The organism is Marinomonas epiphytica (assembly GCF_054780655.1).
On the sequence record NZ_BAAGVX010000032.1, the window covers coordinates 47,100 to 60,095 of the forward strand.

The window sequence follows — 12,996 nt, forward strand, 5'->3', positions numbered from 1 at the left end:
CTCTTTAATTAGGAATAAGTTGACTCTGTTATGGCTCAGTTTGTATATAGCATGAATCGCGTGGGAAAGGTTGTCCCTCCTAAACGCGAAATTTTAAAAGACATTTCCCTATCCTTTTTCCCCGGTGCAAAAATCGGTGTTCTGGGGTTAAACGGTTCAGGTAAATCTACCTTATTACGCATCATGGCGGGTGTAGACACTGAATACAATGGTGAAGCTCGCCCAATGCCAGGCATCAAGATAGGCTATTTAGAGCAAGAGCCTCACCTTGACCCAACAAAAAATGTCCGTGGCATAGTAGAAGAAGCTTTTGCCGACGTGATTGAAGCCATGGCTCGATTGGATGCGGTATACGCTGAATACGCCGAACCGGATGCTGATTTTGATGCCCTAGCCAAGGAGCAGGGAGAGTTAGAAGCGCTCATTGAAAGCAAAGAAGGTCACAACCTAGAGCGTGCTTTAGAAGTGGCTGCGGACGCCTTGCGTTTACCACCTTGGGATGTGAGTGTTGAACACTTATCTGGTGGTGAGCGTCGCCGTGTGGCCCTTTGCCGTTTATTGCTTGATAAGCCAGACATGATCTTATTGGATGAACCTACTAACCACTTGGACGCAGAGTCTGTTGCTTGGTTAGAACGCTTCCTTAAAGACTACCCAGGAACCGTTGTCGCCATTACCCACGACCGTTATTTCCTAGATAACGCCGCTGGCTGGATTCTGGAACTTGACCGTGGACACGGTATTCCATACGAAGGTAACTACTCATCTTGGCTTGAACAAAAAGACGCACGTTTAGAACATGAAGCGAAGCAGCAAGCTTCCCATAAGAAAGCCATTAAGTCTGAGCTTGAGTGGGTTCGTCAAAATGCGAAAGGCCGTCAATCTAAGTCAAAGGCCCGCTTAGCTCGTTTCGAAGAAATGAATTCGCAAGAGTTCCAAGAACGTAATGAGACCAACGAACTTTATATTCCACCAGGACCTCGCTTAGGCTCTAAAGTCATTGAGATTGCCAATGTTAACAAAAGCTTTGAGCATAAAGTATTGCTTGAAGACTTTAACATGGTCGTTCCGCCAGGGGCGATTGTAGGGGTTGTTGGTGGTAATGGTGCGGGTAAATCCACACTTTTCAAAATGATTGCCGGTGTTGAGCAGCCTGACTCCGGTACGGTAACCCTAGGTGAAACCGTTCAGTTGGCTTACGTTGATCAAATGCGTGAACTAGACGGAGATAAAACCGTATGGGAAGAGATTTCCGACGGTCAGGACATGATCACGGTACACAATTACAAAGTACCTTCTCGTGCCTACATTGGGCGTTTTAACTTTAAAGGTTCTGACCAACAGAAGTTTGTTAAGCATTTGTCAGGGGGTGAGCGTAACCGTCTTCACCTTGCTAAATTGCTTAAAGAAGGCGGTAACGTGTTACTCCTTGACGAACCAACCAACGATCTAGACGTCGAAACTTTGCGTTCCCTAGAAGATGCCTTATTAGCTTTCCCTGGCGCAGCCATTGTGATTTCCCACGATCGCTGGTTCCTTGACCGCATCGCGACTCATATACTGGCGTACGAAGGAGATTCTAAAGCCGTATTCTTTGAAGGTAATTACCAAGAGTACGAAGCGGATTACAAACAACGTACCGGCAATGACGCAACTCCGACTCGAATCAAGTACAAACGCATTGATGCCTAACCATTAGACATCTGTGCATAAAAAAGGCTGATCACGGTAAAGTGATCAGCCTTTTCTTTATCGGCATTCCCTAGACTTTAAAGTTACCTACCTGCTCATCCAGTTTCTGATACAACTGACCTATGTCTTTAGATTGTTTAGAGATTTCTTCAGAGACAGTTTTTACCGATTCAGACTGATCTTTCAGGGCAACCATATTTTGATTGATTTCATTTGCCACAATCGATTGCTCTTGGGTCGCTTGGGCTGTCTGCGCGGCCATTTCTTGCACTTTGGCAAAAGATGCTTGTAAATCCTGGAAGACTTGCGTCACTTGGTCAAAGTTATTTGCCGTCTGAGTTGCATTATCTTGGCTATTACCAATCGCCTTGGAAGACTCAGTCACATTTAACTTTAGTTTCTCAATCATGGCTTCTATTTCATTCGTACTATCTTGGGTACGAGTCGCTAAGGTACGGACTTCATCAGCAACAACCGCAAAACCACGCCCATATTCACCAGCTCGGGCGGCTTCAATAGCAGCATTTAATGCTAATAAGTTAGTTTGTTCAGCAATGTTATGAATGACTTCTAGCACCGAAGCGATACTGTCAGAGCTTTTTTGCAATTCTCCGGATTGCTCTAGGGCATGGGAGATATCTTTTACTAATTCTGCCACCGCTTTTTCAGAGCGTTGTACCGCCTCGATTCCTTGCTGAGTAAGCGTATTAGAATGATCAGCCTCGCTCGCTGTATCGCTTGCTACCGTAGCCATTTGTTGGTTCGACATGTCCATTTGATGGCCAGCGCTAACAATGGAAGCGGAGGCATTGGCCAGTGCCGTGGTCACACTTGCTGTTTGTTCCGAGGCCGAATTTAAACCTTGCGTGGTTTTACCCAGTTCAGAAGACTGCTTACGCACATTACCGATAATACGTCTCAGTCTCTCCATGAAACCATTAAACTCTTTCGCTAAGTCTCCCAGTTCATCGTGAGTATCAAATTCAATTCGCTGGGTTAAGTCGCCGTCGCCTTCGGAGATCTCGCGAATTCGTTGTCCTAGATACTTAACTTGCGAAGACAGTACTTTAGGTGCTTGATAACTAAACCAAATAGCAATCAATAAACCAATCACTATGACAACGGTCGCAATGGTAAATTCACGTTCAATAACCTCTTCAATAGACAGTTTAGCTTGTAAAGACTGTTTGCTAGCTTCTTCACCCGCTTGATCTAAAATATCTCTCAAAGCTGAAAATTTTTGGTTAGTATCGTCATTCTGTTCAATATAATTCACAGCCCCTTTGTTGCTAGCAACAAGAGCATTTGAAGATTCCAACCATGAGTCAAAAGCCTGATCAAAGCCATTAAGCTTCGCCAAAACGTCGCTGTGAATTGCCATTAATTCACGGAATTGAGCAAACCTGTCTTTCACCTGTTGGGCATTCTCAAGCCGACTTTGCTCTTCTTCAGCTGGGTCACCTTCATCTTCTCTTAGATGTAGTTCCGCTAACTTCGCTTGATAAAGGTCTCTATCCGCATTGAGCACTAAGGACACAGCTTGCAAGTAGGTCTCTGTTTGCTCTTTTAAGGCCTCTCGACTTTGCTGAATCATAGTACCAAGAAACAACATGGCAACAAGAAAAGTCACCCCCATGATCAACACTGGCAAAGAGCTTTTGACTCGAATGGAGCGGAACTGCATAAATAATCCCCAATTAGATTTAAACGTCTTACTAGACAGGAATGTCCTTAAGTTTCATAAGGAAAGAATATCCTCAGCCTAAAGGGAACTCAAAAGCGAAAGGTCACTTTTAACAAATCAACACAGTTATTAACCAAATACTCCAAGAAAAAAATTAAAGCCAAGCATATCAGGTGCTTTGAACAACAAAACTAGCTTGGCTTATTTATTTAACGGCTAACCTGCGCTAATGCGCTCGCTAGTAATGGGACATCTTTCTCTAATACACCTGCGACGTTCATTCTTCCACCAGCCACAAGATACATGGCATACTCTTCACGCAAAGCGGTAACCTGCTCATCACTAACACCCAAAACGGAAAACATACCTTTATGCTGAGCGATAAAATCAAAATCGTTTGTTTGAGTTTCCACTCTTAATTGAGCAACCAATTCACGGCGTACGCCTTGAACTCGGGCCCTCATAATCCCTACTTCATCCAGCCAAGACGCTTTTAGCACCTCATCAGACAGGATCGTTCGAACAATTGCGGCACCATGATCAGGTGGCATGGTATAGGTACTTCGCGCCAGCTCTAGCAACCGACTTTTCACACATTCACCCTGCTCTTTCGATGCCATGACCACAGCGGCAATGCCAGTCCGCTCTCGATACAAGCCAAAATTCTTAGAGCAGGACCCAGCAAGCAAATACTGGGGGACTTTATTCGCCAAATAACGAAAGCCTGCAACATCTTCATCCATCCCATCCCCAAAACCTTGATATGCAATATCGATAAAAGGTAAAAAGCCTTGTCTAAGGGCCATTTGAGTTAGCTCTTGCCACCCAGCGAAACTCAAATCTGCCCCAGTTGGGTTATGACAGCAAGCATGTAAAAGTACGATATCTTGTGTACCCAGGCTTTTTAAAGCCTCAAGCATCACATTTTCATTGACACCCTTAGTTTGCTTATCGAAATAGGGGTAGTAAGCTACCTCTAAACCAGCGGCACGCATAATCGGAGCATGATTTGCGTAGCTCAGATCACTTAGCCAAACCTTTGCATTGGGAGTGGATAAAGCAATCACATCCGCTAATAGCCTTAACGCTCCGCTTGCACCAGGAGTTTGCACGCCTACTGCGCGAGAGCGACTGGCGTTGTCTTCACCTATGATCAAGTCCATAACACGTTGATTAAAGATTTCACACCCAGCTAAGCCAACATAAGCTTTACTCGTTTGCTCATTATAAACCACCTGCTCAGCTCGCCTCACCGCATCAAGTACGGGTGTTTGGCCAAACTCATTACGATACACACCAATCCCTAGGTCTAACTTATTGGTCCTAGGGTCCTGAAGGCAAGCTAAAGACTGAGATAAAATAGGATCTTTCGCAGCTGGCTTTAAACTTTCGAACATCAATGCTTCCTCATGTTTTCCTGCGACCTTAATGATCGCTTGTTTTAACAATACCACTGGCGAGAACAACACCTACACCAACAAATAGCAAGCCTAAGATAGTGGTGCTATCAACAGACTCATTTAATAACGGGATAGCCAGAAATGATGCCAAAACTGGTGTTAATGCGCCCATTGCAGCAGTTCGCTCAGCCCCAAGAGTATTAATCGCGTAACCATAACTAAAACCAGCCAACAAGCCAACGCACAAAGCCTGTACCAGTAACTGCCAAACAATTTCTTGGGTGCTAGCAAGTTGTAACCCTGAATCTACTCCACCCATGATAAGCAAAGCCAAAAGCACCAGTGTCGACACCAGGCATAAAAAGCCTGTTGCAACCAAGGGCTTCAAACCGGCAACACGCAAACTAATCGTATACACAGCCCAGAAAAAGCTGGCGCCAATGAAAAACACATCCCCTTTCAATACATCTAGCGAAAGGGATAACAATGATGACCCCAGCAGGGTAGCTACGCCACACAATATCCCCAGCAGGCCGAACAGCCTTGGTCGACTAATCGGTTCTTTAAAAACTAGAACGGCAATAGCCGTCACAAATAAGGGAAAGGTACCTGGAATTAATAAGCCCGCATGTGACACTGGCGCATAGTGCATGCCTTGCGAACTTAAAAAGAAGAAAGGCACACCCGCCCCCACTAGAACACCTACGAGTGTCCATTTTGGAGCCCTAATAATATCTCGCCACGCCCGACTAACAATGGGCAGCAGGACAACGGCAGGAATCGCGAAGCGCATAATCGCCAAGTCAAATGTCGTTAACACCGATTGAGCTCCTTGCTTAACACTGACTAACCAGCTTGCCCAGATGCACACTGTGATCAAAGCGGCAAACACACCTAAATACCAAAGTTTTCCCGTTGCAATGTGACGATAAGCAGGTGTTGCTTGTGCTGGTTGAAATTGCGACATTTGCTGACTCCTCTATTCTGATGACATTATTATGTCCTCATTGTCGAGAGCATGTCCTTGCTATTTCCACCCTAAAAGCTCTATATTTAGCAACATATAACCAATTAAAAACGATATAAATAACATATATTTCAATTATGATAGAAAGCACTGATAAAAAAATTCTGCAGTCGTTACAAGACAACGGCCGTTTATCAAACGTCGACCTTGCCGAACAGATTAACCTTTCCCCTTCTCCCTGCCTTAGACGAGTAAAGCAGCTAGAGCAACAAGGGCTGATTAAAGGCTACCGCGCCTCTCTTGATCGCAAAAAAACGGGATTTTCCATGACAGTGTTTATCGAAGTCAGATTAAGTAATCATGCCCGAGACGCCAGCATCGCTTTCGAGCACAGTGTGAAAAATTTAGCGAATGTTGTGAGTGCTTATTTGGTTTCTGGCTATGCCGACTATCGGCTTGAGGTAGTAAGTAAAGATTTAGCGGATTATGAAGAAATTCTTAAATCCATTCAGAATTTACCTTACGTTAAAGATATACATAGCAATTTTGCCATTCGTGCCATCAAATCAGACGCCCCTTTGCCTTTAGAAAACACATAGAGTAAAAACATTAACAAAGGCCTAAACAATACCAAGGCTTTCTGCACGCTGAACAAACAAGAAGGTTTATGATGACATTTCCAGGCAAACGAGCGGCATTGTATTTTTGTGCCCATCTTGAAGAACAAGGCCAAGCGCGTTTCTCATATGAAGGCGGCAGTGTTAGCAAAGCGCTGGCGCATACTACTGTCCCACAGTCTAATCTCAGCTATGAGTGTCAGTTACAACGCTTAAATCGCAATATGAAACAACTTGCTCTGGGCCTTGTGCTGCTAGCAGGCTTACTTGGCTGTTTAGCCGTACCTTCTGCTTTTACCTCAGCCACTTATCAAAATGCCAATATCTTCTGGCTTTTAGCACTCCTGCTAGGCACTCACTTTATTGGCTTGTTTATTTGGCTCATTTCCCTGTTTAGAAAACCGCTAACTCATCAGGAAGAAGTCGGTGTAACCTTAGGAACCCTAAGAATACTGTCACTTAAACTCGCGAATTTGCTGCAAATAAATAAGGATGTTCAACAAGCGTTTATGTCCTACCGAATACATACCGATACTCGCCGTTGGCTCATGGGATTGATGACTCACAGTGCATGGGGGACTTACCTGCTCGCGGCTTGGTTGACCACCTTTTTATTACTGCTTACGAAACAGGTTAACTTTGTTTGGGAAACCAGCTTGCTCGACGAAACGGCCTTCGCGTCTTTAACAAGCACTTTAGCCTGGCTACCTTCCGGGTTAGGTATAACAATGCCTACCAGTTTAGACATTCAGTTGAGTCAGCTTAACCAGACCATTCAGCAATCAAGCACTCGCCAACACTGGGCAAATTTTATACTTGCGGCGCTTTTTTTGTACGGCGTATTACCTCGTCTTTTACTCGCCTTATATTGTCTAATAAAACTGAGTGTGATCAATCGCCGCTTGCCCTATTCGGTTGCCGAACAAAATTTACTGCATCGGCTTAATAATAATGAAAGCCAGCAAAAGCAAATCCTTGATCGGGACACTAAAGCTGAACCTACAGCACCAGAGGCCAGGATTGATTTGACTCAAGCAAGCACTAAGGACAAGGCACCTTGGGCGTTATTTGAATGGAGTGCCCCACTGCCTAAAGAGTTGAGTAGCGTACAGAGACTTATTTTTATTAATCATCGAGCCGATCAAAAGAGCTTCATCGCACAAGGGAATGATCAGAAAACCTACTTGTTGATAGACACTAAACTCAGCCCAGATAGAGGCAGTGAACGTTTTTTACAGGAAGCGAGTAAGCATTACCCCAATCTATGTTTGGCCTTATTTCAGGGCCATGAAGATTTTAAAGACGACTGGCTTAGGCTCGCAAGCAAACTCCATATTGCTTGTACCGAACTGGCAGCAGGAGAGTAACATGGCTATTTCGGTACTGATTGTTGGGCATGCCAACACGGGTAAAACGTCTTTAATTCGAACCCTCTTAAAGCGACACGATTTTGGCCAAGTCGACAACAGAGCAGGAACAACCAGGCATGTTGAGAGTGTTACCCTGTCTCTTAACCATAAGCCTCTGCTTAACTTGATTGACACCCCAGGCTTTGAAGATTCAATGGGGCTCTGGGAAAACCGTAAAGCGCCGGCCTACAATCAGTTATCTGACCTTGCGTGGCTGAACGATTTTTGCCAAAGCAGCTTGGCCAAATACGAGTATGAGCAGGAAACTAAGATCTTACAGCAACTGCAATCCTGCGATGTTATCTTGTATGTCATTGACTTACGCCAAGCACCATTAGGTAAATACCTAGATGAACTAAGCCTCCTAGCCTGTGCCAGTAAGCCTATCGTCCCTGTCCTTAACTTCAGTGCCTCCCCCAGCCCTCACTCGCAAACTTGGCGCAGCGTACTAGCCGAGCGCCACCTACATGCCACTATTCGCTATGATTCAGTAGCCTTCTTTTTCGAGGACGAAAAACGCCTCTATCAAAGCTTGCAAAGCCTATTGCCCGATCACTATACAGAACTGGAAAAATTGATAGAACACCGGCAACAAGCTGCACAACAGCGCTTAGATAACGCCACATGGCAACTCTCTAGCCTATTAATAAAGGCTGGAGCAAGCCGTTTGGAATGCGCCCAATATCCACCTCATGAAGCCGAAAGCAATCAGTTTGAGCAGCAATTAAGATCGTATGAAGCGCACTTCTTGGCGCAACTCATTACTTTGTATGAGTTCCGCGAAGACGACTTGGTCAGTGACCCCCTCGACATTAAAAATGGCCGTTGGCAGCAAGACATTTTTGCGCCAGCCACATTAAAGTCTTGGGGAATAGACACAGGCACTAGCGCGCTTACGGGCGCCGCTATTGGTGCGGGTATTGATGTTATGTCAGCCGGTCTTACACTAGGCACAGCCACCAGTGTTGGGGCTCTTTTAGGAGCCAGCTGGAAAACGGGTCGCCACTATAAAGACACCATCAAAAGTAAACTAACAGGGCGTTATTTTATTTGTAGCCAAGATGCCACTCTGTCGTTACTTGCTTTAAGAGGCTTGAGTGCGATTGCACATTTGCACCATAGAGGGCACGCTTCACAACAAACCTATACCCTTGAATCATCAAAACTATCTGAAGGTAAAAACCTAATCAGCCAACTTCAACCTATTTGGGCCAAAGTACGTCAACATCCTGAATTAGCAACACAGGATTTGGGTAAAGAGACTTCAGAGCTGGTTTCAATTCACGCCATTCTTAAAGCGCAGCTATTAAAGGCGCCACAGGCCTAGGAAGCTAATTCTTGGTCTAGTAGACGTTTTGCTTCCTGCATTTTGTGCCGACAGTCTTCTAATAAGGCTGGCACATCCTCTTCTGACAAGCCATCGGTATAAATGGGGGCAAGTGTTTGCACAATCACCTTGCCATTATCACGACGATTCCACTTCACCTGTTTATGGGTATCACTACACACCATAGGCACAATAGGCACACCAGCTTGTACAGCAGCGAAGAATGCCCCCCTTTTAAAGGGTAACCAACCTCGCCCTCTACTGCGTGTGCCCTCAGGAAACATGAGAATGGACAATCCCGTAGCTCTCATACTGGCGACCACTTGGTCTATGGTGGCTATGGCTTTTTCGTTGTTATTACGATTAATCAACACATTACCACTGACCCAATATAGCTGACCAAAGAAAGGCAACCACTTTAAGGTGGACTTACCGACAGTAACAACCCCTCTTGGCACCGCTGCGGAAAGAGTAAACATATCAAAATTATTTTGATGATTAGCAAGGTAAACAGCCTGTTGAACTTTTACTGACTCAGGGTCAGTGCGAGTCTCTACACTCAGCCCAAATAAACGACTCACCGAGCTAAAGACTTTAGCTATATAAAACACCCTATCTTTAGACGTTAAAATCGCCAGACAAAAAAGAATACCGAACAAGGTAACAAATAGGATTAACACAGATAAAGCAAGGCCGCGAAACAACAGTAACATGTCAAATACTCACACTCATTTTGGCTTAATCACGCCAATAGGTATCCTGCCAATAATCTCTTTGATCATTGGCTAAAAAGCTCCATGCGACAAACCGGCTAACTTTGTTTCCTTGTGCCATTTCAATGGTTTTTACTTGCACTGCACCCGCCTTTTGCAACGCATTATAAATACTATTAAGACTTTCTTTACGAGCCACCAAGGAGGTAAACCAGTAGCATTGATCTCTAAACTCTATGCTCTCTGTGATCATACGAGTAATAAAACCCGTTTCCCCACCTTCACACCAAAGCTCTAAATCTGTTCCACCAAAATTGAGCTTCGAAGCCGCCCCTTGTGGGGCTTTTTTTAAGCCGCGCCATTTACGCTGGTTTTCATTCGACATGGCGTCATTGCTGGCATGAAAAGGAGGGTTGCAAAGGGTGACATCAAAGCGTTCATTTGCTTTCCAAATACCAGAAAAAATAGCATTTTTCTCAGTCTGTAAACGCACTGCGATAGTATCTTTTAGAGCGGGATTAGAGCGAACAATTGTGTCGCTGGTCGCTATCGCAACTGGGTTCACATCACTCCCGACAAACTGCCACCCATATTCTTGGCGTCCTATTATCGGATACACGCAATTAGCACCAACGCCGACATCGAGCACCTTCACTCCTTTGCCTCGGGGAATGACTCCTTGATTACTGCTCGCCAATAGGTCTGCCAGATAATGAATATAGTCTGCGCGCCCCGGAATAGGTGGACATAAATAGCCTTGTGGAATATCCCAAAAGGCAATGCCGTAAAAATGGCTTAATAAGGCACGGTTAAGCACTTTTACGGCCTCTGGGTTAGCAAAATCAACCGATAAATTACCGTAGCGATTAGGCTGAAGGTAGTGAGCCAGTTCAGGGCAAGAATCTGCCAGTAACGCAAAATCATAACGGGCGCGGTGGGGGTTACGTTCATGTAACTCCAACTTATTATGGCGTTTTCCTTTACTCATTTTTTTCTTCGCGACCACGTTACAACCAATCAATATTTGAAAGTCAGAGTATAACCGAATTCTAATAAGACAGGGATACAACACTGTCTCAATATCCGTTAAACCACTTTAATGCCAGACTAAAAAAGGGTACACAGAAAGTGTCAGTACAAGAGCTATGGCTATTAAAGTAAACACACACTCCACAGGGTTTTGCTTAGCATGTTGCAAATAGCCTAATAGTGCATCGGACCAGGATATAGGACGATGAGATTGAGCTCTTTGCTGCTGGTCTTCGTTGATCAACTGGCGAGCCAGTAACGCTTGCTGCTTATCTTTCACCCAAATGCCTGCCATGGAAATTTGCCAACGACCGGCACTGGTTTCATAAAAGGCAATATCGTGCTCAGCCAATAACTGACGAATCTCATCGGCTTCATCATCTGGAACAAATTTTAATCGAAAGACGAGGGTCGCCATAGGTTAGTTTCCGGTGTTTAGCAAAATCAGGGTGGCAAGAATAAGAGAAGGCTGAATTAAACACAAGTAACCGACTATTGAGCAGAGTTGCAGTTCAGGTTACGTGTGACTGACAAATGATCTGTTAGGGTGCTCTGTGAGCCACTGTAGAATTTTTTCTTTATCAAGGGGCCGACAAAAAAAGTAGCCCTGAGCACGGTCGATACCTAACGCTTGAACGGCTTCTAGCTGGTCTTTTCTTTCAATGCCCTCTGCTATCAGCTGCATATTTAGCTCTTTTGCTAAATGAGTCACTGAGCCCAGCATTTGTCTGGTCACTTGCTCTTCTTGTAGCGCTTCCACAAAAAACCTATCTAATTTAAGGGTGTCATAAGGAAAACGACGTAGAAAATCTAAGCCTGAATACCCAGTGCCAAAGTCATCCACAGATAAGTCTACGCCAAGACGCTTAATTTCATCAAAGCGCTGCATAATGATACTGACTTCTTTCTCTGCCAGCACGTCCGTTTCCGTTACTTCCAATACAATCTTATGCTTAAGCTCTGGAAATTCCCCTAGAATACCCTGTAGTTGCGATACAAAATTTTCTTTAAGCAAGCTGCTGCGTTCGATATTAATGGCCGTTTTAATATCAGCAAGCTGCTGTGGGTTGTTACGATAAAAAGCCCCCACTCGGCGCACTATATTCCAGGTCAATTGCTCCAACATGCCTAGCCGAGTGGCAACTTCAATGACAGTCAGTGGAGACACTTGGCCGTGTATCGGAGATTGCCAGCGTAACAAAGCCTCCAATTCAACCGGCAAGCCTTTTTTGAGAGGTACAATTGGTTGAAAGTGCACACGCATTTCGTTGTTTTTTATCGCTTTTTTAACGCAATAAGACAAAGATGAAAGGTAGTATATAAATGCAGAGTGAACAAAGTAAGCGGCTAACGTTAACACTAACAGAGTTATTAACATCCAAGGAATAAGCTGTACTAAACGCTCAAAAAACAGATGTCTAGGGAGGCTCAATTCTAATGAAATAGACCAATCTTCTAAAGCAACACGCTCTACTTCCAGTGCATTGTTGCTATCCAGATTGTCATGAGAAGACATAACCTGCTGACCCAACTTTAGTTGGTAAGCAAAATCATTATGTACCCAGCTCATGTCATCCAATAGCTCCTGAGGTGGAGCCAGGCCGTTCACCCCTATGCCCTTATCATTTAAATAAAAGGCAATAAAAGAATTCTCACCTAGTGTTTTGGAGCGAACTAATGAAACCGTTTTCTGCTCAGGGCTTGCCACGATACGCTCGATAATAGTGCTAAAAAGGGAGAAATTTGTTGGCCCTAGGTTACTGCAATAAACCCTATATTGCTGATTAAACAGCCCATACTCTTTAAAAATAGGGGAAAAGAAAGTATCTCTTCGTAACCGAGCAATATCCTCTTGATGGCAAGAATGAACAGAGTTGTCAGCGACCAGTTTAAGCTCACTGAAAATACCATCCATTCTCTCGTTTAATTCAACTCGAGCGATTTGAGCGGTATCGGTAAGCTTACTTGCGAGAAGCCAATAAGTGACCATTGGATAAATTAAAAGGCAAAGGGCAAATGACATAACGCCATACAGAGCGAGAGACTTCACACTTGTCGGAATCAAAAAGAACAGCTTACTTTTCTGCTTCACTCCGCCTTCCCTCTTGTCCTTAAGTGCAACGCGTTATGTAATAAAGTGTATCAACGAAAAATATAG

General features: G+C 44.4%; 11 protein-coding genes. 4 read left to right on the forward strand and 7 right to left on the reverse strand.

The genetic code is table 11. From position 1 onward, the window contains the following. Positions 1-30: 30 nt before the first annotated feature. Positions 31-1,692 carry an energy-dependent translational throttle protein EttA gene (gene ettA / locus ACYVGZ_RS09860; RefSeq protein WP_460754689.1) on the forward strand — a complete coding sequence of 554 codons (1,662 nt, stop codon included), beginning with the start codon at positions 31-33 and terminating at the stop codon, positions 1,690-1,692. A gap of 70 nt (positions 1,693-1,762) precedes the next feature. On the opposite strand, the gene ACYVGZ_RS09865 is transcribed toward ettA, so the two are convergent. The 3 genes from ACYVGZ_RS09865 to ACYVGZ_RS09875 form a co-directional block, all read right to left on the reverse strand. Next, entirely contained in the window at positions 1,763-3,376 is a 1,614-nt protein-coding gene (locus ACYVGZ_RS09865; RefSeq protein ID WP_460754692.1) for a methyl-accepting chemotaxis protein, read from the reverse strand. A gap of 209 nt (positions 3,377-3,585) precedes the next feature. Then, positions 3,586-4,773: an amino acid aminotransferase gene (locus ACYVGZ_RS09870; protein ID WP_460754695.1), complete on the reverse strand. Its 1,188-nt coding sequence runs from the start codon at positions 4,771-4,773 to the stop codon at positions 3,586-3,588. A gap of 28 nt (positions 4,774-4,801) precedes the next feature. Next, on the reverse strand, positions 4,802-5,743 hold the full coding sequence (locus ACYVGZ_RS09875) for a DMT family transporter (protein WP_460754698.1): 942 nt from the start codon (positions 5,741-5,743) through the stop codon (positions 4,802-4,804). Positions 5,744-5,880: 137 nt separating this feature from the next. Here ACYVGZ_RS09875 and ACYVGZ_RS09880 point away from each other — a divergent pair, with 137 nt between their 5' ends. From ACYVGZ_RS09880 to ACYVGZ_RS09890, 3 genes are all read left to right on the forward strand, one after another. Then, positions 5,881-6,342: an Lrp/AsnC family transcriptional regulator gene (locus ACYVGZ_RS09880; protein WP_460754701.1), complete on the forward strand. Its 462-nt coding sequence runs from the start codon at positions 5,881-5,883 to the stop codon at positions 6,340-6,342. Between the two features lie 68 nt (positions 6,343-6,410). Further along, positions 6,411-7,727, forward strand: coding sequence for a DUF2868 domain-containing protein (locus tag ACYVGZ_RS09885; RefSeq protein WP_460754704.1), 1,317 nt, complete (start codon positions 6,411-6,413; stop codon positions 7,725-7,727). Position 7,728: 1 nt separating this feature from the next. Beyond that, the gene (locus ACYVGZ_RS09890) at positions 7,729-9,096 is read left to right on the forward strand and encodes a DUF3482 domain-containing protein (RefSeq protein ID WP_460754707.1); all 1,368 of its coding nucleotides are present in this window, start codon (positions 7,729-7,731) and stop codon (positions 9,094-9,096) included. On the opposite strand, the gene ACYVGZ_RS09895 is transcribed toward ACYVGZ_RS09890, so the two are convergent. The 4 genes from ACYVGZ_RS09895 to ACYVGZ_RS09910 all read right to left on the reverse strand — a co-directional run bounded on the left by ACYVGZ_RS09895 (position 9,093) and on the right by ACYVGZ_RS09910 (position 12,930). Next, positions 9,093-9,809, reverse strand: a complete 717-nt coding sequence (locus tag ACYVGZ_RS09895; RefSeq protein ID WP_460754710.1) for a 1-acylglycerol-3-phosphate O-acyltransferase — start codon at positions 9,807-9,809, stop codon at positions 9,093-9,095. The genes ACYVGZ_RS09890 and ACYVGZ_RS09895 overlap by 4 nt on opposite strands. Positions 9,810-9,834: 25 nt before the next feature. Beyond that, positions 9,835-10,797, reverse strand: a complete 963-nt coding sequence (gene rlmF, locus ACYVGZ_RS09900; RefSeq protein ID WP_460754713.1) for a 23S rRNA (adenine(1618)-N(6))-methyltransferase RlmF — start codon at positions 10,795-10,797, stop codon at positions 9,835-9,837. A gap of 108 nt (positions 10,798-10,905) precedes the next feature. After that, the gene (locus ACYVGZ_RS09905; RefSeq protein WP_460754716.1) at positions 10,906-11,256 is read right to left on the reverse strand and encodes a DUF6164 family protein; all 351 of its coding nucleotides are present in this window, start codon (positions 11,254-11,256) and stop codon (positions 10,906-10,908) included. Between the two features lie 99 nt (positions 11,257-11,355). Further along, a complete protein-coding gene (locus ACYVGZ_RS09910; protein ID WP_460754719.1) occupies positions 11,356-12,930 on the reverse strand; it encodes an EAL domain-containing protein in 1,575 nt (524 codons plus the stop codon). Positions 12,931-12,996 lie beyond the last annotated feature (66 nt).

Coding starts and splice junctions, on each gene's coding strand:
- ettA (WP_460754689.1), top strand. CDS start 31: ATGGCTCAGTTTGTATATAGCATGAATCGCGTGGGAAAGGTTGTCCCT.
- ACYVGZ_RS09865 (WP_460754692.1), bottom strand. CDS start 3,376: ATGCAGTTCCGCTCCATTCGAGTCAAAAGCTCTTTGCCAGTGTTGATC.
- ACYVGZ_RS09870 (WP_460754695.1), bottom strand. CDS start 4,773: ATGTTCGAAAGTTTAAAGCCAGCTGCGAAAGATCCTATTTTATCTCAG.
- ACYVGZ_RS09875 (WP_460754698.1), bottom strand. CDS start 5,743: ATGTCGCAATTTCAACCAGCACAAGCAACACCTGCTTATCGTCACATT.
- ACYVGZ_RS09880 (WP_460754701.1), top strand. CDS start 5,881: ATGATAGAAAGCACTGATAAAAAAATTCTGCAGTCGTTACAAGACAAC.
- ACYVGZ_RS09885 (WP_460754704.1), top strand. CDS start 6,411: ATGATGACATTTCCAGGCAAACGAGCGGCATTGTATTTTTGTGCCCAT.
- ACYVGZ_RS09890 (WP_460754707.1), top strand. CDS start 7,729: ATGGCTATTTCGGTACTGATTGTTGGGCATGCCAACACGGGTAAAACG.
- ACYVGZ_RS09895 (WP_460754710.1), bottom strand. CDS start 9,809: ATGTTACTGTTGTTTCGCGGCCTTGCTTTATCTGTGTTAATCCTATTT.
- rlmF (WP_460754713.1), bottom strand. CDS start 10,797: ATGAGTAAAGGAAAACGCCATAATAAGTTGGAGTTACATGAACGTAAC.
- ACYVGZ_RS09905 (WP_460754716.1), bottom strand. CDS start 11,256: ATGGCGACCCTCGTCTTTCGATTAAAATTTGTTCCAGATGATGAAGCC.